At 74.7% G+C, this 21,654-nt stretch carries 18 protein-coding genes; 13 read left to right on the forward strand and 5 right to left on the reverse strand.

From position 1 onward, the window contains the following. Positions 1–5: 5 nt before the first annotated feature. The 3 genes from OO48_RS05490 to OO48_RS34890 form a co-directional block, all read right to left on the reverse strand. A complete protein-coding gene (locus tag OO48_RS05490) occupies positions 6–1,061 on the reverse strand; it encodes a type III polyketide synthase (RefSeq protein ID WP_033213192.1) in 1,056 nt (351 codons plus the stop codon). 75 nt (positions 1,062–1,136) lie between these two features. Beyond that, positions 1,137–1,325, reverse strand: coding sequence for a hypothetical protein (locus OO48_RS05495; RefSeq protein WP_033213193.1), 189 nt, complete (start codon positions 1,323–1,325; stop codon positions 1,137–1,139). Positions 1,326–1,353: 28 nt separating this feature from the next. After that, the gene (locus OO48_RS34890; RefSeq protein ID WP_051731763.1) at positions 1,354–3,114 is read right to left on the reverse strand and encodes a serine/threonine-protein kinase; all 1,761 of its coding nucleotides are present in this window, start codon (positions 3,112–3,114) and stop codon (positions 1,354–1,356) included. 157 nt (positions 3,115–3,271) lie between these two features. On the opposite strand from OO48_RS34890, the gene OO48_RS05505 reads away from it, so the two are divergent. Next, positions 3,272–4,087, forward strand: a complete 816-nt coding sequence (locus tag OO48_RS05505; RefSeq protein ID WP_245194521.1) for a UbiA family prenyltransferase — start codon at positions 3,272–3,274, stop codon at positions 4,085–4,087. 96 nt (positions 4,088–4,183) lie between these two features. Here the strand turns inward: OO48_RS05505 and OO48_RS05510 are convergent, their stop codons facing one another. Both OO48_RS05510 and OO48_RS05515 read right to left on the reverse strand, forming a co-directional pair. Then, the gene (locus OO48_RS05510; protein ID WP_033213195.1) at positions 4,184–4,930 is read right to left on the reverse strand and encodes an SDR family NAD(P)-dependent oxidoreductase; all 747 of its coding nucleotides are present in this window, start codon (positions 4,928–4,930) and stop codon (positions 4,184–4,186) included. A gap of 322 nt (positions 4,931–5,252) precedes the next feature. After that, on the reverse strand, positions 5,253–6,821 hold the full coding sequence (locus OO48_RS05515; RefSeq protein ID WP_033213196.1) for an alpha-amylase family glycosyl hydrolase: 1,569 nt from the start codon (positions 6,819–6,821) through the stop codon (positions 5,253–5,255). Positions 6,822–6,984: 163 nt separating this feature from the next. Between OO48_RS05515 and OO48_RS05520 the strand changes: the two genes are divergently transcribed. From OO48_RS05520 to tsrT, 12 genes are all read left to right on the forward strand, one after another. Beyond that, positions 6,985–7,611: a tetratricopeptide repeat protein gene (locus OO48_RS05520; protein WP_157845382.1), complete on the forward strand. Its 627-nt coding sequence runs from the start codon at positions 6,985–6,987 to the stop codon at positions 7,609–7,611. Positions 7,612–7,635: 24 nt separating this feature from the next. After that, on the forward strand, positions 7,636–7,914 hold the full coding sequence (locus OO48_RS05525; protein ID WP_033213198.1) for a hypothetical protein: 279 nt from the start codon (positions 7,636–7,638) through the stop codon (positions 7,912–7,914). Between the two features lie 154 nt (positions 7,915–8,068). Further along, positions 8,069–9,475: a hypothetical protein gene (locus tag OO48_RS05530; RefSeq protein ID WP_033213199.1), complete on the forward strand. Its 1,407-nt coding sequence runs from the start codon at positions 8,069–8,071 to the stop codon at positions 9,473–9,475. Positions 9,476–9,659: 184 nt separating this feature from the next. Next, entirely contained in the window at positions 9,660–10,946 is a 1,287-nt protein-coding gene (locus OO48_RS05535; RefSeq protein WP_033213200.1) for a lysine N(6)-hydroxylase/L-ornithine N(5)-oxygenase family protein, read from the forward strand. Next, the gene (locus OO48_RS05540; RefSeq protein ID WP_033213201.1) at positions 10,946–12,493 is read left to right on the forward strand and encodes a class I tRNA ligase family protein; all 1,548 of its coding nucleotides are present in this window, start codon (positions 10,946–10,948) and stop codon (positions 12,491–12,493) included. The genes OO48_RS05535 and OO48_RS05540 overlap by 1 nt, the downstream gene beginning before the upstream one ends. After that, complete coding sequence (locus OO48_RS05545) at positions 12,490–13,542, forward strand: NAD(P)/FAD-dependent oxidoreductase (RefSeq protein ID WP_051731764.1); 1,053 nt, start codon at positions 12,490–12,492, stop codon at positions 13,540–13,542. Before OO48_RS05540 ends, OO48_RS05545 begins: the two co-directional genes overlap by 4 nt. After that, positions 13,539–14,813, forward strand: a complete 1,275-nt coding sequence (locus OO48_RS05550) for an MFS transporter (RefSeq protein WP_033213202.1) — start codon at positions 13,539–13,541, stop codon at positions 14,811–14,813. The genes OO48_RS05545 and OO48_RS05550 overlap by 4 nt, the downstream gene beginning before the upstream one ends. After that, positions 14,810–16,078 (forward strand): ATP-grasp domain-containing protein, encoded by a 1,269-nt coding sequence (locus OO48_RS05555; RefSeq protein ID WP_033213203.1) that lies wholly within the window; start codon positions 14,810–14,812, stop codon positions 16,076–16,078. The genes OO48_RS05550 and OO48_RS05555 overlap by 4 nt, the downstream gene beginning before the upstream one ends. Continuing rightward, positions 16,075–17,391, forward strand: a complete 1,317-nt coding sequence (locus OO48_RS05560; protein WP_081951928.1) for an ATP-grasp domain-containing protein — start codon at positions 16,075–16,077, stop codon at positions 17,389–17,391. The genes OO48_RS05555 and OO48_RS05560 overlap by 4 nt, the downstream gene beginning before the upstream one ends. Further along, a complete protein-coding gene (locus OO48_RS05565; RefSeq protein ID WP_033213204.1) occupies positions 17,388–18,602 on the forward strand; it encodes an acyl-CoA dehydrogenase family protein in 1,215 nt (404 codons plus the stop codon). Before OO48_RS05560 ends, OO48_RS05565 begins: the two co-directional genes overlap by 4 nt. A 53-nt stretch (positions 18,603–18,655) precedes the next feature. Beyond that, positions 18,656–19,825 carry an acyl-CoA dehydrogenase family protein gene (locus tag OO48_RS05570; protein WP_033213205.1) on the forward strand — a complete coding sequence of 390 codons (1,170 nt, stop codon included), beginning with the start codon at positions 18,656–18,658 and terminating at the stop codon, positions 19,823–19,825. Positions 19,826–19,868: 43 nt separating this feature from the next. Continuing rightward, positions 19,869–21,596 carry a tryptophan 2-C-methyltransferase gene (gene tsrT / locus OO48_RS05575; protein ID WP_033213206.1) on the forward strand — a complete coding sequence of 576 codons (1,728 nt, stop codon included), beginning with the start codon at positions 19,869–19,871 and terminating at the stop codon, positions 21,594–21,596. The last annotated feature ends 58 nt before the right edge of the window (positions 21,597–21,654 follow it).

The raw sequence follows: 21,654 nt of genomic DNA on the forward strand, positions 1-21,654 counted from the left end.
GGCGACTACCAACGCAGCAGGATGAGTTCGGAGGCGAAACCGGGCCCGAGGGCCAGCATCAGGCCGTACGAGCCGGGTGGTGGCGGACCCGCCGCGAGGACGTCCCGCAGGATGTGCAGCACGGACGCCGAGGAGAGGTTGCCGCAGCGCGCCAGCGAGGCCCGGCTCGGGGCCAACGCGGCGGCGGGCAGGCCGAGTTCGTCCTGCAACACGTCCAACACCCGCGGCCCGCCCGGGTGGCAGACCCAGGCCGTCACGTCGTTCGGCTTCAGGTCGTGCGCGGCCAGGAAGGAGGACACCTCCTCGCCCACGAACAGCCGTACCAGCTCCGGGAGTTCGGCTCCCAGCAGGATCCGGAAGCCGGAGTCGCCGACCTCCCAGCCGAGCAGCCGTTCGGTGCCCGGGTACAGCCGGCTGCGGGTCGCCACCACCTCGGGGCCCGCGCAGTCGACCGCGTCGCCGACCGCGACCAGCGCGCCCGCGCCGTCCCCGAACAGCGCCGTGGCCAGCAGGTTCGCCGTCGAGGTGTCGGCGCGCTGCAGCGTCAGCGAACACAGCTCGGTGGCCAGCAGCAGCGCCGTCCCGCCCGGACGGCCCGCCAGCAGATCGTCCACCGCCGCCACGCCCGCCGCCCCGCCCGCGCAGCCCAGGCCGAACAGCGGCAGCCGCCGGACGTCCTCGCGCAGGCCCAGCCGGGGCGCCAGCCGGGCCTCCAGGGAGGGGGCGGCGACGCCCGTGACCGTGGTGGAGACGACGAAGTCGACCTGTTCGGGCGGGAGTTCGGCCTCGCGCAGGGCCCCGGCGGCGGCCCGCTCGGCGAGTTCGGCCGCGGCCGCCAGCCAGGCGTCGTTGGTCCGGCCGAAACCGTCGAGCTCCGCGAACCGCTCCAACGGGAGCGCCAGGTGCCGGAACTCCACGCCCGCGCCCGCCGCGAACCGCTCGGCGAGGGCCCGTGCGTGCCCGTCGCCGTCCGGGCGCAGCGCCGCCACCGCTCCGGCCAACTCCCGCTGCCCGTAGCGGTGGGCCGGGAGCACTCCGTGCACAGCCGCGATCCGCGTCACCGGCCCAGGATAGGGAAGAGTCCACCCGAATCCGGCAATTCGCCCACTCGGGCGCGTCCCGGTGGTGACGGGCGGTCAGGGGAACAGGGCGGGCACGGTGCGCACCGTGCGCACCGCGTTGGCGGGAGGGGGCCCGGGACGGCGGCGGGCGTCCCGGCGGGGGAGGGGAGGCGGACACCAGGCGGTCGAGGCCAGGCCGGGGCCGGTGAGGGGTTGGAGCCGGAGGGCGAAGTGCGCGGCGGCCGTGGCGGGCGGGTCGGTCACGGGCCAGTCGTGCCGGGAGGGCGGACGGTCACAGGCGCAGGGTGTTCCAGCCGCAGGTGATCTCCTCGCGGAGGTCCGACTGCGGGGCGTCGGTCAGCAGGGCCAGCAGCGCGGCGCCGTCCGCCGGGCGGGCGGCCGGGTCCGGGGCGAGGGCGCGGGTGACGGCGGCGGCCAGGGCCGGGTCCAGGGCGCGGACGGCGGCCAGCGCGGACGGCTCGGGGCCGGTGTCGACGATCCGGCGGATCACCCCGCCGGTGCTGGTCGCCGCGAACGGGCTGGCGCCGTGCGCCGCGCACACCACGCAGCAGGCCCAGGCCCAGACGTCCGCGGCGGTGCCGACCCGCTCCTCGCCGAACTGCTCGGGCGCCATGTAGGTGAGCGTGCCGGGGTTGGCGCCGGTCATGGTCAGCCGGGTGCCGTCGACCAGCGCGGCGATGCCGAAGTCCAGCAGCCGGGGACCGGCCGAGGTGAGCATGATGTTGGCGGGCTTGAGGTCCCGGTGGACCAGCCCGAGCCGGTGCACCCCCGAGAGGGCCACGGCCAGGGCCAGGGCGAGCGCCCGCAGCGCCTCGGGGGAGCGCAGCGGCCCGAGTTCGCGCAGGTGCGCGTCGAGCGGCCGCCCGTCCAGCAGCTCCATCGCCAGGAACGGGCGGCCCGCGTCCACCCCGGTGTCCAGCACCCGGGCGGTGTACGCGCCCGGCACCATCGCCAGCACCTCCGACTCCCGCTGGAAGCGGCGCAGCAGGTCGGGGTCGTCCAGCAGGTCCAGGTTGATCGTCTTCAGCGCGACCTGGGTCGCCGCCCCCTCCCGCTGCGCCAGGTACACGGTGCCCATCCCGCCCGCGCCGATCCGGCCCAGCAGCCGGTACCCGCCGATGCCGCGCGGCTCGTGCCCGTTCAGCGGCTGGTGCGGCACCCGGACGGGCCCGGGTGCGGCGGGGGTGTACGCGGGGGCGTACGCGGTGGCGGGGGCGGTCGCGGGCGGCGCGGCGGGTGCGGCGGCGTCCCGCGCGGGGGCCGCGAAGAAGGGGTCGGGGCCCGGCGCGGCGACGTACGGGTTCGCCGGGGAGTGCGCGAAAGCCCCGGGCGCCGCTCCGGTCTGCGGCGGGAAGGCGAATCCGGCGGTCGGCCAGGTCGGTGCGGTCGGTGCGGGCAGTCGGCGGGCGGAGACCAGCGCGACCGCCTGGAACACCGCGCCGGCCGCCAGCACGCCCATCGGCAGCACGAGCACCCCGGCGACGGCGAACAGGCCCAGCCGGAGCAGGTTCCGCCGCCGGACCCGTCCGTCCGCGGCCACCGCGGCCGGCATCCCGACGGAGAGCAGCGCGCGCCGCGACAGGTGGGCGAGCAGCAGCCAGGCCGCCAGCGGCACCGCGCCGATGATCAGCACCCGCAGCTCCGCACCGCCGACGGTCAGGCCGAGGTCCATCGCCATGTGCTGCGAGTCCGCGAACACCAGCGAACCGCGCAGCAGTTCGAAGCCGTAGTTGGGGACGGCGGAGGCCGCCGCCACGAACCCGGCCGCGAACACCATGCACGCCGCGACCTCGGCCGCCACCGCCCCCGCCTCCACCGGCGCCGAGCCGGACACCGAGGCCACCGCCCGCCTCCGGGCCTCCAACTGGGCGCGGCGCAGCAGCGGCAGCGACAGCAGCCGGACGACCAGCGCGAGCAGTACGGTCAGCGACAGGTCCACGGCGAGCTCACCGTAGCCGGTGGACCAGCCGGCGGACTCCGCCGCGAGCGAGGCGGCGATCGGCTGGTCAGCGGCGAAACCGAGGTGCACCACCGTCGGCTCCTCCTTCCGTGGGCAGCGGGGCGGGCCGGTGGAGTATACGGGCCGCGGAGCCGCGCCCGACGGGTGAATTCCGTTCCCCGCCGAGGATCTTGACGAATCGTCCATGTCCTCGTCGGCGATCCGCCGCGCACCGCCTAGCCTGGCCGGTGTGAGCAGCACAGTCGTGGAGAACCGGGCCCGGATCGGCACCCTGCTGCGGGCCTGCCACCCCGCACCGGCCGCCGCCGTCACCGCACTGGCCGCCGCGATGGCCGCCACCGCCGGACGCGGCGCGCTCGGCACGGCCCTCACCGCCGGCGCGGTCGCCGCCGGACAGCTCTCGATCGGCTGGAGCAACGACCTGATCGACCGGCACCGGGACGCGGACGCCGGACGGGCCGACAAGCCGCTCGCCGCCGATGAACTGACGGCACGTCAGGTCTCCGGGGCCACCCGCTGGGCGGTCGTCTGCTGCGTCCTGCTGTCGGCGGCCTGCGGGGCGGCCGCGGCGACCGCGCACCTGGTGGCGGTGGCCGCCGGCTGGGCGTACAACCTGCGGCTCAAGGCCACCGTCTGGTCCTGGCTGCCGTACGCGGTGGCGTTCGCCCTGCTGCCCGCCTTCGTCACGCTCGCCCTGCCCGGGCGGCCCTGGCCCGCCCCGGAGGTCCTCGGCGCGGGCGCGCTGCTCGGCACCGCCGCGCACTTCGCCAACGTCCTGCCCGACCTGGCCGCGGACCGCGCCGCCGGCGTCCGCGGCCTGCCGCAACGCCTCGGCCGCCGCGCCTCGGCCGCCACCGCCGTCCTCACCGCGGCCGCGGCCGCCCTCCTGCTCGCCCCCGGCTGGCCCGTCCTCGCCGTCACCGCCCCGCCCGCCCTCACCACCCTCCTCGCCCCGCCCCGCAGCCGCGCCCCCTTCCTCTCCGTGATCGCGGCGGCGGCGGTCGCGCTCACGGTCCTACTCCTGGGCGACGGCCTGCGGGGCTGAAGCGGGGGAAATCCGCCCGGTGGGCGCCGACCGTCGGCAGGACGGCCCCGCCGTTCCCGGGCCCCTGAACGCGCGCCCTCCGAACGCGTGCCCTTCCTAGGCCGAGAAACCGCCGTCCACCGGGATCACCGCGCCCGTGACGTACCCCGCTTCGGGGCCGGCCAGGTGGGCGACGACGGCGGCGATCTCCGCGGGGGCGGCGTAGCGGCCGAGGGCCGTGATCCCGCTGATGCCGGCGGCGTTCGGGCCGTCGGCGGGGTTGGCGTCGGTGTCGGTCGGGCCGGGGTGGACCAGGTTGACGGTGATCCCGCGCGGGCCCAGCTCGCGGGCCAGGCCCTTGGTCAGGCCGATCAGTGCGGTCTTGGTCATCGCGTACAGGGCGAGGCCGGGGAACGGGACCCGGTCGGCGATGTTGCTGCCGATGCCGATGATCCGGCCGCCCTCCGGCAGGTGCTCCGCGGCGGCCCGGGCCAGCAGGAACGGGGCGCGGACGTTGACGGCCAGGGTGCTGTCGAGCTGGGCCGTGTCGACCCCGTCCAGCGGCCCGGAGGGGAACGCGGCGGCGTTGTTGACCAGGACGTCCAGCCGTCCGAAGGTCTCCACCGCGCGGTCCACCGCGCCGGTCAGCTCCTCCTCGACCGCGTTGTCGGCCCGGACCGCCAGCGCCCGGCGGCCCAGTGCCTCGATCTCCCGGACCACCCGGTCCGCCTGCTCGGTCTCCTGGCGGTAGGTCAGGACGACGTCGGCGCCCTGCCGGGCGAGCCGGAGTGCGACGGCGGCACCGATGCCCCGGCTGCCGCCGGTCACCAGGGCCGCGCGTCCTTCGATGCGGTTGCTGTTCATGCCGTCGAGCTTCGTCCGGTCGGGCGCCGGTCGCTGGCGGCAATCGGCCGCCGCGTTTCGATCACCGCGGGCGTCCCTCCGAGGACCCGTCCGGGTGCCGACGGCTGTCGGGAGAGGGCCTTACGGGCGGAGCAGCCCCAGCCCCAGTCCCGGTCCCGGTCCCGGTCCCGGGACGGCGGCGAGCAGGAACAGCCGGGGCCGGGACGGACCGCGGGCGAAGAGCAGGGCGGGCGGGCCGGTCGGCACCGCACCGACCGCAGGCGTGCCCCACCGGCGCACGCCTGCGGTCGGACCGCTGTGCGGCGAAGGCCGGCAGCCGGGTTCAGCGGGTGAAGACCGCGTACGAGAAGCCCTCCGCGCGCAGCACCGAGTGGGTCAGCGACACGCCCCGCCCGAACAGCGGCCGCCCCGGCAGGTCGCGTTCCACCGGCAGGCAGGCGGGCGTCCGGCGCGGGTTGACCACCACCAGGTAGCGCTCGCCCCGCAGGTACGCCAACGGGTAGCCGGTGTGCAGCAGTTCGACCGGTGCGTGCGGCCCCAGGCCCGGGTGCGCGCGCCGCAGCGCGATCAACTCCCGTACCCGGTGCAGCAGCGAGGACTCGTCGGCGCGCTGGGAGGCGACGTCCGGACGGTCGGGGGAGGGGTCCAGCGGCAGGTAGAAGCTCTCGGCGGGCGCGGAGGAGAACCCGGCGTCCGCCGTGGCGTCCCACTGCATCGGGGTGCGCGAACCGGCCCGGTTGTAGCGCGGGCCCAGCACGCTGCCCTCGGTGTCCGGCAGGCCGGGCACGAAGCGCATGCCTATCTCGTCGCCGTAGTAGATCGTCGGGACGGTCGGCCAGGTCAGCTGGAAGGTGAAGGCGGCCGCCGCCTGCTCGCGGGTGCGCGGGCCGCAGACCAGCCGGGAGAAGTCGTGGTTCGCGGTCGGCAGCGAGGCGAAGCCGTGCCCGGCCGCGGCCTTCGCGGTGCGCTCCCACTCGGCCAGGAACGGGCCCATCGAACCGCGCCCCTCCGGGTCGAAGTAGCAGGGCTGCGCCGACCACTCCTCGTGCACCGTGCCCGCGCCGTTGTTCCACAGCGAGCGCAGCGCCGCGCCGTCGCCGGGGCCGCCGAACTGCAGGAAGAAGTCGCCGTGGAAGCCCATCGGCACCGAGCGGGCCGGGTCGCCCCACTCGGCCAGGATCACGTTGTCGGGGTGGTTCGCGTCCATCCAGGCCCGGGTCTCGCGCCACAGCCGGCCGGTCTCCACGAACCCGGGGTCGTCCTTGACCAGCGAGGACGCCATGTCCACCCGGAAGCCCGAGACGCCCAGCGCGAACCAGTGCGCCATGATCTCGCGCAGCGCCGCCCGGTTGGCCCGCGGGCCCTCGGCGTCCACCGGCTGCCGCCACGGCTCGGCCGGGTCGGTGCGGGCGTAGCCGAAGTTCAGCGCGGGCTGGAAGTCGAAGAAGTTGGGCCGGTACCAGCCCGGGCGGCCGCCCGGCGAGGCCACGTACCCGGGGGCCGGGCGGTCCGCCCACACGTAGCGGTGGTCGTCGGGGTCGGCGGCCGAGCGGACGAACCACGGGTGCCGGTCCGAGGTGTGGCCCGCGACCAGGTCCAGCAGCACCCGGATGCCGCCGCGGCGGGCCTCCTCGGTGAACTTCGCCAGGTCCTCCGGCGTCCCGTAGCGGGGCGCGGTGGTCAGGAAGTCCGCCACGTCGTAGCCGGCGTCGCCGAACGGGGAGGCGAAGCACGGGTTCAGCCACACCGCGTCCACCCCCAGCCAGCGCAGGTACTCCAGCCGCTCCGTCAGGCCCGCGAAGTCGCCGATCCCGTCCCCGTTCCCGTCAGCGAAGCTCTGCGGGTAGATCTGGTACAGCACCGCGTCACTCGCCCACTCCGTACCCACCACGGCCCCTCTCGCCCTGCCCGTCCCGTACCGCACAGCGGTGTCCCCCCCAAGCCATGCCCCGCCCCGGCCCCGGGGAACCAACCGGCCCGGTGCGGGGGGCGCACGTGCCGGGTGGCATCATCGCCGGGTCGTGACGGTTCGTGCGCGGGCGGGAGTGGTTCCGGTGGGATGGCAGTGGTGGCGCGGGAAGCGGCGCGCGGAGCGGGACGGGCAGTCGGTGTCGCGGGTGGCGGCCGGGGCGTCCTACCGGCCGCCGGACGGGGAACTGGTCGCGATGCTGGCTGCCGCGGAGGCCGGGGACGACGTCGCGATGGGCGACCTGGGGACGGTGTACTACTCGAACGGCGAGCAGAAGGCCGCGCTGTACTGGTGGGAGCGCTCCTGGGCGGCCGGGAACACCGTCTCCGGGTACAACCTGGGCGCGCACCACTCGGCGGCCGGGGACGGCAACCGGGCCCAGGTGATCTGGGAGCAGGTCGCCGCCCTCGGCGACCCCGACGCCATGCTGGGCCTGGTCAAGCAGGCCCTGGAACGCGGCGACGCGGCCGGGGTGGACCGCTGGGCGCCGGAGATCCTGGCCCAGGACCAGGCGTTCCCGATCACCGCCCTGGGCGTGGCCTTCCGCGACGACGGCGACCTCGACCGGGCCGTGCACGCCTTCCGGCGCGCGGAGGAACTGGGCGACGCCTACGCCATGGAGTACCGGGCCCGGCTCCTCGCCGACCAGGGCCGCACCGCCGAGGCCGTGGCCCTGCTGGAGAAGGCCGCGACCGCGCAGCGGATGCTCTGAGCGGCCGCCCGGCAGGGGGCGGAGGTGCTGACGGCGGCAGTGGCGGAGCGGCACGGCGAGCAGGTCGCGGCGGTGGTCGCGGACGCGCTGGGCTCCGATCCGCTGGAGACCGCGCTGCCCGCGAAGCTCCCCGGACTCCCCGCCCGGCTCCGCGGCCGGGTCAGGCCGTCCGTCCGAAAGGTGAGAAGGGGGCAGCGCGGTGCGGGGGCGGCCGTTAGGGTGCGTGACATGACCCTGCTGGTGAGCCGCCGCCATGTCGACCATGGCCGTGCCACCACGACGGGTTGTCGCCGCGTCGGCTGACGCGGCCCGCACCCCTCCCCTCCCGTCGAGGGCCGCTCACGCATTCCGCCGAGCGGCCCCGCGCTTCCCCCGTCCCCGGTGCCGTGTGCCGTTCGGCGTCCACTTCCTTCCGCTCCCGGCGGAAGGACCCCGCCTCCCGGAACAGGACCCCGCCATGCGCACCCGCCTGCTGCTCCCCGCCCTCGCCCTGGCCGCGGCGCTCGCCGCCACGGCCTTCGGGCCGCTGCCGCCGCAGAACCCGGCCACCGCCCCGAACGGCAACGCCGGGATGCACGGCGACTCCGCGTCCAGCGACACCACCCCGTACGCCGGGCCGGGCACCGGCGCCGTCAAGTGGAGCCGCACCGCGCTCGCCTCCGCCTGCCCCACCGTCACGGTCGGGCAGGACGGCTACCCGGTCGCGCTGTGCACCACGATCTTCGGCCAGACCCCGACCGTGCACCTGCTCGACCCGGCCGACGGCGACGACCTGGCCTCGCTGGAACTCCCCAAGGGCGCGCTGTTCGGCGGCGTGTACGCCTACCTCGACCAGAGTGACCGGCTGGTGGGCGTCGACGGCAACGACAACCTGCTGCGGATCGGCCACCACCGCACCAGCGGCGGCGGCTGGCAGTTGACGGTCGACCAGAGCACCCCGCTGGCCGGCGCGGTACCGTCCGGCGACAACATCGTCGGCCTCAGCCCCGGCTGGGACGGCAAGGTCTGGTTCGCCACCGGCGGCGGCGTGATCGGCACCGCCGACACCGCCACCGGCGCGGTCCGCACCCTGGCCACCGGCGAGGGCGTCGCCAACAGCATCTCCACCGTCCCCGGCCACACCGCCGTCGCCACCGACCACGCCCTGTACCTGCTCGGCCAGAGCGCGGACGGCACGCCCGTCGTGCAGTGGCGCGCCCCGTACGACCGCGGCCCCGGTCGCAAGCCCGGCCAGCTCAGCTGGGGCACCGGCGCCACGCCCGGCTTCTTCGGCCCCGGCGACGGCACCGAGTACGTCACCATCACCGACAACGCCGCGCCGCACGAGAACCTGCTGGTCTACAGGGTGGACGCCGGGCCGGCGCCGGTCTGCACCACGCCCGTGCTCACCAAGTGGGCCGCCAGCGGCACCGAGGACGCGGTGATCGCCTCCGGCCGCAGCGTCTTCGTCACCAACACCTACGGCTACCCGTACCCGGCGCTGCCCGCGGGCGCGCCCGCCAGCGTCCCGTCCTCGGCCTCCTACCAGGGCGGCCTGGCCCGGGTCGACCTGAACGCGAGCGGCACCGGCTGCACCACCGTGTGGGAGAGCGACGTCAAGTCGGCGGCGCTGCCCCGGCTCTCGCTCGGCGACGACCTGATCTACACCGTCACCGTCAGCGGCCCCACCGACTCGATCGGCACCCAGACCTTCGCCACCTACTCGCACGCCGTGATCGACCCGGCCACCGGCGCCAAGGTCGCCGGCGGCTCCTTCGGCATCGGACTGCTGTACAACCCGCTGCAGATGACCGGCACCACCGCGCCCGACGGCACCCTCTACCAGGGCACCGAGACCGGCGTGCTGCGCATCACCAGGAAGTAGCGCCCGCACGGCGGGAAGGGCCCCGGGGCGGGTTCCCCGGGGCCCTTCGCGCGCCCGTCCGGAAATTCCCCCGCCGCCGGGAAGCCCGCCCTACCTGCCGGGAACCCCGGCTTCCTAGATTCCTCGTCGCGACAGAGGCACGACAACCGGCCCTGGACGAAACCGAGTTCACGAGGGGGAAAGTGTGGCTGACCTAGAGGTGGGCGTACTGGCGATCGGCGCCGGCCCGGCGAACCTGGCCCTCGCCGCCGCGATCGAGGAGAGCGGATCGGCCGAACTGGCCGAGCGCACCCTGCTGTTGGAACAGGCACCGGACATCAAGTGGCAGCGCGACCTGCTGATGCCCTGGGCCCGCAGCCAGGTCTCCTTCCTGAAGGACCTGGTGACGCTGCGCGACCCGCGCAGCCGCTTCTCGTTCCTCAACTTCCTGCACCAGCACGACCGGCTGGACCAGTTCATCAACCTGGGCACCTTCCACCCGCACCGCTGGGAGTTCTCCGACTACCTCCAGTGGGTCGCCCACTCGCTGGAGAAGGTGCGGATCCGCTACGACGCCAAGGTCGTCGCCGCCGAACCGCGGCACGACGCCGACGGCAAGCTCACCGGCTGGCAGGTCACCCTCGCCGACGGCGACACCATCCGCTGCCGCGACCTGGTCGTCGGCGCCGGCCGCGACATGCACATCCCGCCGGTCTTCGCCGACCTGCCCGCCGAGAAGGTCATCCACAGCGCCCGCTTCCGCAGCCGGATCAACGCCGTCGACAAGGACGCCCCGCTGCGCACCGTGGTGATCGGCGGCGCGCAGAGCGCCGCCGAGATGTTCATGGCGCTGTACGAGAACCTGCCGAACTCCACCGTCACCATGCTGGTCCGCTCGATCGGCCTGCAGAACTACCAGACCAGCAAGTTCGTCAACGAGCTGTTCTACCCGTCCTTCGTGGACGAGTTCTACGACGCCCCCGCCGAGACCCGCGCCCAGCTCCTCGACGAGATGCGGTTCACCAACTACGCGGCGCTCGCCCCGCCGTTCCTCGACGAGCTCTACATGCTGCTCTACCGGGAGCGGATGACCGGCACCGGCCGGGCCGAGGTCCGGGCGATGACCGAGGTGCTCGCCGCCCGCGAGGAGGACGGCGAGGTGGTCCTCGACCTGCGCGACCGGCGCACCGGCAAGGTCACCGAGCAGCGCTGCGACCTCGTCCTGCTCGGCACCGGCTACGACAGCCGGATGCCCTCGCTGGTACGGGAGTTGACCGAGAAGGCCGGGCTGCCCGAGGTCACCGTCAGCCGCGACTACCGGGTCGACCTGGGGGCCGGCACCGACGCCGCGCTGTACCTCCAGGGCGTCAACGAGGCCACCCACGGCATCGCCGACTCGCTGATCAGCGTGCTCGCCCACCGGGCCCGCGACATCACCGGCGACCTGCTGGAGCGCCACGGCCTGAACGCCCTCGCGGCGGGCGGACGCTGATGGCCGCGCTGCTGGTGATCGCCCCCGGCCCCACCGCCAACGGCGACCTGCACCTGGGCCACCTGGCCGGCCCGTTCCTGTCCGCCGACGTGTGCGCCCGCTACGCCCGCGCCACCGGCCGCGACACCCTGTTCGGCACCGGTGTGCACTTCACCCAGAACTACATCGTCACCACCGCCCGCCGGCTCGGCGAACAGCCCGAGGAGCTGCGGCAGCGAGCCGCCGAACAGGTCGAGGCGACCCTCGCTGCGGCCGGCATCGTCCCCGACGGCTTCGTCCGGTTCGACGAGCGCTACCTCAAGACCGTCCGCACCTTCTTCGAACGGCTGCACAGCGAAGGCCACTTGAGGCTGCGCAAGGTCAAGTTCCCGTACCTGCCCGCCACCGGCGAGTACCTCACCGACGCGTACGTCCGCGGCGGCTGCCCGGTCTGCCTGGCCGAGGGCTGCGCCGGGCTGTGCGAGAGCTGCGGCCACTGGATCGCCTCCGGCGAGTTGCTCGAACCGCGCTCCACCCGGCACCCCGAACTCCCGGTCGAACTGCGGGAGAAGGAGGTCCTGGTCCTCCCGCTGGAGAAGCAGCGACCGGCGCTGGCCAGCTACTTCGCCCGGATCGCCCCCACCATGCGGCCCCGACTCGCCCAGCTGATCGAGGAGTTGATGGCCGGCCGGCTGCCCGACTACCCGATCACGCTGCCCATCGACTGGGGCATCCCCGCCCCGTTCGCCGAGACCCCCGGCCAGGTGCTGTACGCCGACACCGAGGCCGTCGCCTGGAGCCTGCACACCATCGCGCTGGCCGCCGAGTCGCGCGGCGAGGTCCCCGGCGACGAGGAACGGCACTGGGCGCTGGAGGCCGGCCCCGAAGTCGCCTACTTCTTCGGCTCCGACGCCGGCTTCGCCTTCGCCCTGGCCGGCACCGCCATGCTGCTCGCCCTCGGCGGACTCGCCCTGCCCGCGCACTTCGTCACCAACGAGTTCTACGAGCTCGACAGCGACAAGTTCTCCACCAGCCGCGGCCACGTCGTCACCGGACGCCAGCTCATCGCCGAAGTCCCGCGCGACCTGGTCCGCTACTACCTGGCCGCCACCGGCCCCGACTACCAGCGCACCAACTTCACCCGCGCCGCCATGGACCGGGTCTGCGGACAGCGCCTGGTCGAACCCTGGAACCGGGTCGCCGCCAAGGCCGAGGCGTACCTCGACCGCGGCCCGCTGCCCGTCAGCGCCCGCTCCCGGCACGCCGCCGCACTCAGCGCCGAACGCTTCGCCGCCGCCCTGCGCCCGCGCCGCTTCAGCCTCAGCACCGCCGCCTTCACCCTCACCGAACAGCTCGGCCGGCTCGACCGCTGGGAGGTCACCGACACCGACGCCGGCGACTTCTGGCACGAACTCGACCTGTTCCTGCGCTGCGCCGCCCCGCTGCTGGTCGACCTCGCCGCCGAGGGCCTGCCCGACACCGCGATCCCCGCCGAGCACACCGCCACCACCGTCCGCCCCCGCGCCCTGCCCCGACTGGCGGCCAGAGTGCGCGGCGGCGGACGGTGAGCAGCACCGCCGCGCACGTCCTGGTGGTCGGCGCGGGCGTCACCGGCCTGCTCACCGCGGTCGCCTGCGCCCGGGCCGGCCACCGGGTCACCGTGCTGGAACGCGGCCCGCTGCCCAACCCCGACGCCACCTCGCACGACCAGCACCGCGCCATCCGCACCCTGCTGCCCGGCGACCCCGACGGCACCGCCCGCCGGCTCGACGCGCACCGCCACTGGCAGGACCTGGAGACCCTGTTCGGCACCCCGCTGTACCGCCGGGTCGGCACGCTCACCGCCCACCCCGCCGACCGCCTCGACGAACTGCTCGCCGAGGCCGACAAGTCCGGCGTCCCCGTCGACCTGCCGGCGGCGGCCGGGCTCCCGCCCCTGGGACTGCCGCCCGGCACCGTCGGGGTGCGCGAGCTCACCGGCGGCGTCCTGCTCGCCGACCGGGTGCTGCACGCAGCCGCCCGCTGGCTCACCGCCCGGCCCGGCGTGGTGCTGCGCCCGCACAGCACCGTCCGCTCGGTGTTCACCGGCTCCGGCCGGATCGTGCTGGACACCGGCGAGGTGCTCCGCGCCGACCTCGCCCTGCTGGCCGGCGGCCCCTGGACGCGCCGGCTCGCCGACAGCCCCGTCACCCTGCACCGGCAGACCATGCTCTACCTGCGCCGCCCCGCCGGGGACGACCGCTGGGACGACGCGCCCGCCGCCGGCGGCCTCGGCCGCGCGGGCCGCGGCTGGGTGCTGCCGCCCGGCGCCGGCACCCTGCTCAAACTCAGCTCCGACACGGTGTGCCGCCCCGTCGCGGACACCGACAGCACCGGCGAGGACCAGCGGCCCCACCTGGACCGGCTGGCCGCCGAGGGCATCCTGCCGGACCTGGAGCGCTACCCCGTGGCCGGCGTCCGGGTCTGCCACTACACCGCGGACACCGCCACCGGCGGCCCGCTGCTCACCCGGGTCTCCCCGGGCCTGTGGACCCGCGCCGCCTGCGGCGGCGGCGGGTTCTCCACCGCTCCGCTGGTCGCGGAACGCATCGCCAAGGCAGTGAAGGAGGCGGCATGACCGACGACGACAGGCCACCGATCGGCGTCCTCGACACGCTCAGGGCCACCCCGGCCACCGTCCGCTACCTGCTCGGCGGCGTCCTGGTCAACCAGCTCGGCGCGTTCGTCCAGACCTTCCTGGTTCTCTACCTGACGCACCGGAACATGTCGGGCGGCACCGCGGGCCTGGCGCTCGGCGCGTACAGCCTGGGCACCGCCGTCGGCACCGTGCTGGGCGGCGAGGCCACCCACCGGCTCGGCGCCCGCACCACCATCGTGGTCGCGATGGCCGGCTCGGCGCCGCTGGTCGCGGTGCTGCCGCTGCTGGCCCGCCCCGGGCTGCTGGTGCCGCTGCTGCTCGCCGTCGCCGGGGCCGGGCTGTTCGCCCAGGCGTACCGGCCGGCCGCGTCGGTGCTGCTCAGCGACCTGATGCCGGACCGCTACCACGTGATGGCGTTCTCGATGATGCGGATCGCCCTCAACGTCGGCGCCGCGCTCGCCCCGCTGATCGCCGCCGGGGTGATCCTGCTCGACTGGGACCTGCTGTTCTGGATCGACGGCGCCACCACCCTGCTCTACGCGGCCCTCGCCTACCGGCTGCTGCCCAGGCACGCGGTGCCCGAGCCGGAGGTCCGGGAGACCTCCGAGCGCCGGGCCACCGGCCGGGCCGCGTACGCGGCGATGCTGCGCGACCGGGCCTACCTGGCGTACCTGGCCGCGATCACGCTCGGCACGCTCACCTACGTGCAGTCCTCGGTCTCGCTGCCGCTGGAGATCGTCCGCGACGGCTACCCGACCTGGCTGTACAGCGCGGTGCTGGCCACCTCCTCGGTCATCCTGATCAGCTGCGAGCTGAAGATCACCGCGTACATCACCCGGATCCCCACCTACCTGGCGGTCGGCGCGGGCCACGCGCTGAACGCGGTCGGGCTGGCGGTGTACGGGCTGGCGGTGCACTCCGGGGCGTTCGTGCTGCTCGGCGCGGTGGTCTACGTCGCCGGGCTGATGACGGCGGCGCCCAGCATGTTCGCCCACCCGGCGACCTTCCCGTCCCACCTCAAGGCCCGCTACCTCGCCGCCATGCACGCCGTCACCGGCCTGGCCGGGGCGGTCGCCCCGCTGTTCGGCGTCTACCTGTGGGAGCGGTTCGGCCAGGGCTTCTGGGCGATGGCCGGACTGACGGCCGCCGCGGCCGGCGCGCTCGCGGTGTACGGCGTCAAGCGCGACGCGGACCGGCGGGCCGCCGAGACCGCCGCCGAGCCCGTCGAGCCGGTCGGGGGCGCGGCATGAGCGCCCGTCCCGTGCTGGTCGTCGGCTACGTCGCCTTCGCGGTGCCCGCGCTGGCCGCCCTCCAGGCCGCCGACTCGGTGGTCTACGTCGAGGAACCGGACGTCGCCCGCAAGCGGCACCTCGCCGACGCGGTCGAACGGATCGACTACGCCCGCGAGTTGATCGAGTGGGAGTACCACCTGCCGGGCCGGGCGGACGCCTTCTTCGCCGCCCACCCCGGGCTCGACCCGGTCGCGGTGATCCCCGCCGTCGAGTACGCGGTGCCGTTCGCGGCCCGGCTCGCCGAGCGCTACGGGCTGCCCGGTGCGAGCCTGGGAGCGGCCCAACTGCTGCGCGACAAGCACCAGTTGCGGGTGGTGGCGGCCGCCGCCGGGATAGCCAACCCGGCCTCCGAGCCGGTCGCGAGCGCCGCCGAACTGGCCGGCTTCATGGCCCGGCACCCCGGCCCGGCCGTGCTCAAGCCCGCCAACCGGCAGGCCTCGGTCGGCACCCTGGTGGTCGGCGGCCCCGAGGAGGCCGAGGCCGCCTGGGCGTTCGGGCAGGCCCAGGACGAGGGCGTGTTCGTCCCCGACCGGCCGATCCCGCCCGCCATGCTGGCCGAACAGTACGTCGACGGGCCCGAGTTCAGCGTCGAGATGCTGGTCGCCGACGGCCGCCCGGTGTTCGCCAACACCACCGGCAAACTGCTCTACCCCGGCCCGCACCCGATCGAGTCCGGGCACACCGTCCCGGCCGAACTGCCCCACGAGACGCACGAGCTGCTGGCGAAGGAGACCGAACGGCTGGCCGCCGCCGTCGGCTTCGGCACCGGCGTGCTGCACTGCGAGTGGATCCTCGCCGACGGCGTCCCGGTGCTGGTCGAGTGCGCCGGACGGCTGCCCGGCGACTCCATCACCGACCTGATCGAGGCCGCCTACCCCGTCGAACTCACCGGCGCCTACTACGCGCTGATGCGCGGCGAGGACCCGGGGCCGCTGCCCGCCAAGGCCGAACGCGCCGCCGCCGCCGCCTTCCTGGCCCCCGGCCGGCCCGGCACCGTCACCGCCGTGCACGGCCTGGACGCCGCCTCCGCCGCCGAGGGCGTGCGGCTCGCCGTGGTCGGCATCGGCCCCGGCCACCGCGCCGCCGCTCTGCGCAGCTCCTGGGACCGGGCCGGCATCGTCACCACCCTCGCCGACACCCCCGCCGAGGCCCGCCGGCTCGCCGACGCCGCCGCCGCGCTGGTCCGGTTCGACCTCGACCCCCTTGCAGAGGAGGAATCATGACGGAGCACCGGGAAGCGATGCCGGGCACGCTGCTGGTGATCGGCAGCGGACTGAAGGAGTACCGCGAGTACCTGGTCGGCCCGATGAGCCGCCGCGCCCGCGCCGCCGGGCTGGAACTGCTGCTGGTCAACAACCTGCGACCGACCTGGCAGCGCGAGTACTTCGACGAGATCGTGGTGGCCGACGTCTTCGACACCGCCACCATGAACGCCACCGTCCGGGAGATCGCCGCCCGCCGGTACGTGGTCGGCCTGCTCTGCTGGGACGAGCCGCTGGTGCTCGACGCGGGCCTGCTGGCCGCCGAACTCGGCGTCCCCGGCCTGTCCGAACGCGGCGTGCGCGGGGTGCGCGACAAGGAGCGCACCCGCACCGTGCTCACCGCCGCCGGCCTGCGCCAGCCCGGCTTCGCGCTCACCACCGACCTGGACGAGGCCCGCGCCGCCGCCGCCCGGATCGGCTACCCGGTGGTGCTCAAGCCGCGCGCCATGGGCGCCAGCATCGGCGTGGTCTTCGCCGCCGACGAGCGCGAGCTCGACGCGGCCTTCGACACCGCGCTGTCCGCCAGCCGGGTCGACCCCGGGCCGTACCGGGCCAGCGTGATCGTCGAGGAGTACGCGGGCGGCCCCGAGATCAGCGTCGACGGCGCCGTCCACAAGGGCGAGTACCGGCCGCTGTTCCTGGCCCGCAAGTACAGCAGCGACGAACCGTACTTCGAGGAGGTCGGCCACGTCGTCGACGCCGCCGACCCGCTGCTCTCCGACCCCGCCCTGCTCGCCCACCTGGCCGACGCGCACCGGGCGCTCGGCGTCGAGGACGGCATCACCCACACCGAGCTGCGGCTCACCCCGCGCGGCCCGCTGATCGTCGAGGTCAACGGACGGCTCGGCGGCGACCTGATCCCGCTGCTCGGGAAGATCGCCACCGGCCTGGAGCCCGGCGAGGTGCTGTTCGACATCGCGGTCGGCCGCCGACCGGAGATCGCCCCGACCCGCGCCGCGGTGGCCGGCATCCGCTTCGGCTGCCCCGAACGGGACTGCCGACTGGAGGAGTTGACCCTCCCCGAGCCCGGCGACGCGCCCGGCCTGCTGCGCGCCGCCCCGATGGCCCCGCCCGGCACCGTGCTGCGGCTGCCCCCCGGCGGCTACCTGGCCCGGCACTCCTTCGTGGTCTGCGAGGCCGACAGCGTCGCCGCCTGCGAACAGCGCCTGGACGCCGCCGCCGCGCTGGTGCGCACCGTCACCTCCGAGGTCGAACCCGCCGACCCGCACGCCCCGTTCGCCATGCCCGCCGGACTCCTGGATGTGGACCGATGAACACCGACACCTCGAAAGCCGCCCCGGACGACACCCCGCTCGGCGCCGCCGAGGTCCTGCGCCGCGCCCGGGAGCTGGCGCCCGTCCTGCGCAAGCGGGCCCCCGAGATCGAGGCCAACCGCACGCTGCCCGCCGACGTGGTCGAACTGCTGCGCGCCACCGGCGTGTTCCGGATCGGCCACGGCCCCGGGACGGGCGGCCCCGGCCTCACCTCGGTGGAGCAGCTGGAGGTGATCGAGGCCCTCGCGTACGGCGACGCCTCCGCCGCCTGGTGCGCCGGGATCGGCGCGATGGGCGGCGCGGTCACCAACTTCCTCACCCCGGAGGCGACCCGCGCCCTCTACACCGGTCCCGACCTGATCACCGCGGGCTCGCTGGTCCCGGCCGGCCGGGCCGAGCGGGTCCCCGGCGGCTACCTGCTCAGCGGCCACTGGCCGTTCGGCTCCGGCGTCCGGCACGCCGACCTGCTGACCTCCGGCGCGTTCGTCTACCAGGACGGCGAGCCCTGGGCGGCCCCCGACAGCCCGCACGACCACGACTCGATGCAGTTCGTCGTCCGGGCCTCCGCCGCCGAGCCGGTCGACAACTGGGACACCACCGGCCTGTGCGGCACCGGCAGCAGCGACTACACCCTCACCGACGTGTTCGTCCCCGAGGGCCACACCTTCACCTTCTTCGAGCCGCGGGTCGCGCCCAACCCGATGGCCTACTCCGACTCCTTCATGCGCGCCCTGCCCGGCGTCCCGCTCGGCGTCACCCGCGCCGCGCTCGACCACGCCCGCGAGGTCGCCACCACCCGCTACGACCGGATGGCCGGCCGCAGCTGGGCCGACAGCTGGCGGGTGCAGACCGAACTGGCCCGCTGCGAGGCCGAGTTCAACGCCGCCCGGGAGGGCGTGTACGGCGCGACCCGCCGCCAGTGGGAGGTGCTGGCGGCCGGCGGCACGCTGGACGACCTCACCCTCACCGAGCGCGGCGCCGTCCCGCTGTCCGGCCTGCACGCCGTCCACGTCGCCCGCTCGGTGGTGAACCGGCTCTACGACCTGCTGCAGACCTGGTCGATCGGCCAGGACTCCCCGATGGACCGCTGGCTGCGCGACACCGCCGTGCTGAGCCAGGGCCAGATCGGCCACGACGTCGTCCTGGAGTCGGTCGGCGCCTACCTGCTCGGCCGGCCCCCGAAGGTCCGGATCGGCCTCGGTCTCCACTGAGCACCGCCGGCCACCCGACGCAACCACCCGACGCAGAAGGAGAAGTGACCAGCATGACGACGGAGATCCTGCGCCGCGCCCGGGAGTTGGCGCCCGTCCTGCGGGAGCGGGCCCCGGAGATCGAGGCCAACCGCACGCTGCCCGCCGAGGTGGTCGAACTGCTGCGCGCCACCGGCGTGTTCGGCATGTGCTTCGGCCCCGAGTGGGGCGGACCCGGCCTCACCTCGATGGAGCAGACCGAGGTGGTGGAGGCCCTCGCCTACGGCGACGCCTCGGCCGCCTGGTGCGCCGTGATCGGCGCCAACACCGGCATCTACGCCAACTTCCTGGACCAGACCGTCGCCAAGGAGGTCTTCCCGCGCCTCGACCTGGTGGTGGCCGGCCTGCTCCAGCCCTCCGGCCGGGCCGAGCGCGTCCCCGGCGGCTTCCGGCTCAGCGGCCGCTGGTCGTTCGGCTCCGGCATCAGGCACGCCGACTGGGTGACCTCCGGCGCGTTCGTCTACCAGGACGGCGAGCCCTGGGCCGCTCCCGGCAGCAAGCACCGGCACGACTCCCGGCAGTTCCTGGTGCGTCGCGAACAGGTCGAGGTGATCGACAACTGGAACACCACCGGTCTGCGCGGCAGCGGCAGTTGCGACTACACCATGGACGGGGTGTTCGTCCCCGAGGAGCACACCTACACCTTCGCCACCCCGCAGGGCCGCCCCGGCCCGCTCACCCAGCCGGACTCCTTCACCCGGGCGATGTGCGGCGTCCCGCTCGGCGTGGCCCGGGCCGCGCTCGACCACGTCCGCGAGGTCGCCGCCACCCGCTACGACCGGATGGCCGGCCACGGCTGGTCCGAGAGCTGGCGGGTGCAGACCGAACTCTCCCGGCTGGAGGCCGCGTTCAACGCCACCCGGGAGGGCGTGTACGGCGCGATGCGCCGCCAGTGGGAGGTGCTCGCGGCCGGCGGCACCCTGGACGACCTCACCCCGACCGAGCGCGCCGCCTCGCCGCTGTCCTGGCTGCACGCCTTCCGCAGCTCCCGGGAGATCGTCTCCCGCGCCTACGACCTGCTGCAGAGCTGGTCGATCCACCGCACCTCGCCGATGGACCGCTGGCTGCGGGACACCGCAGTCCTCGCCCAGCACCTGGTCGCCCAGGACCGCATCCTGCAGTCCGCCGGGGCGTACCTGCTGGGCTCCGAGCCCGAGTTCGGCATCAGCCTCGGCCTGGTCTGAGCACCCGCCGCCGACCGCCACGAATCCCAGGGGAGGGAAACCCATGAGCAGACTCGTCCTGTTGGTGAACCCGAACAAGGTGCATCCGCCGATCGCCCCGTACGCCCTCGACGTGCTCACCACCGCACTGGAGGACGACGGCTTCGAGGTGGAGGTGCTCGACCTGACCTTCCGCCGCGACGACTGGAAGACCTGCCTGCACGAGTACTTCGCCGAACGCTCCCCGATGCTGGTCGGGGTGACCGTCCGCAACACCGACACCGTGTACGCCTTCGAGCAGCGCCCGTTCGTCGGCGAGCACCTGGAGATCATCACCGAGATCCGCCGGCTCACCGACGCGCCCGTGGTCGGCGGCGGGATCGGCTTCTCCACCATGCCGTTCGCCCTGGTCGAGTACTTCGGCATCGAGTACGGCGTGAAGGGCCCCGGGGAGAAGATCATCTGCGAGCTGGCCACCGCGATCGCCGAGGGCCGCGACACCGCCGGCATCCCCGGCCTGATCCGCAACACCGGGCGCGGCGCCGTCCGGGTCCCGCCCGCGGTGCTCACCGTCCGTCACGGACAGCCCCAACCCGCCGAGCCCACCGGCCAGTTCGAGCCCCGGGTGTGGCAGGTCGACCGGCTCTCGGTGTACCGGCGGCGCTCCGGCGTGCCGCGCCGGGTCGACAACCTGGAGTACTACCGGCGCGGCGGCCTCGGCTCCATCCTGACCAAGAACGGCTGCGCCTACCGCTGCTCGCACTGCGTCGAACCCGACGCCAAGGGCACCCGTTACGGGCAGCGCGAAGTCGCCTCCGTGGTCGACGAGATGGAGTCGCTGGCGGCCCAGGGCATCCTGGACCAGCACACCACCGACAGCGAGTTCAACCTCTCCGTCGCGCACGCCAAGGACCTGCTGCGGGAGATCGTCCGCCGCCGGCACGCCGACCCGGACAATCCGCTGAACCAGCTGCGGCTCTGGGTCTACTGCCAGCCCAGCCCGTTCGACGAGGAGTTCGCCGACCTGCTGGCCGGAGCCGGCTGCCGGGGCGTCAACGTCGGCAGCGACCACATCCGCCCCGAGGTGCTCAGCGGCTGGAAGGTCACCGAGAAGGGCGGCACCTACTACACCTTCGCCGACACCGAGCGGCTGGTGCGGCTGTGCCACGAGCGCGGCATCCTCACCATGGTCGAGGCGCTGTTCGGCATGCCGGGGGAGACCCCCGAGACGGTCCGCGCCTGCGTGGACGCCTTCATGGCCCTGGACGCCACCGTCACCGGCTTCTCGCTCGGCCTGCGGCTGTTCCCGTACACCCCGATGGGCATCGACCTCGCCGAGCGGTGCGCGGGCGTGCGCACCGTCCCCGGCCTGCAGTCCAACACCGCCGACGGTCCGATCGTGCTGAAACCGCTGCGGATGTGCTCCTCCCCGGCCGAGTACGAGCGGCAGTTCATGTTCGACGAGCACGGCAACTTCCGGCTGGTCTGCTACTTCTCGCCCGGCCTGCTGCCCGACCCGGCCCGCGCCACCGACCCCGCCGAACGCTGGCACGGTGCCGTCGCCGACCTGTGGGCGCTGATCGACCCGGCCGACCACCACCGGGTCATGCTGCCCACCGTCGAGGGCATGAGCGAGCACGACAACAACTACGCCGACAACCCCTTCCTCACCAGCCTGGGCGGCCTCGGCTACACCGGCGCGTTCTGGTCGCACTGGCGCGGCCGCGAGGAGATCATGCGCAAGGCCCGGGAATCGGCCGCCCAATCGTCACATCTGCCAACTTCTGCATGACATTGCGCACTTGAGACGGCGAATTGATCAGATCATCATGAGGTAACGGAATCATCAC

Origin of the sequence: Kitasatospora phosalacinea (genome assembly GCF_000716545.1) — a bacterium.
Taxonomy (GTDB): Bacteria; Actinomycetota; Actinomycetes; order Streptomycetales; family Streptomycetaceae; genus Kitasatospora; species Kitasatospora phosalacinea.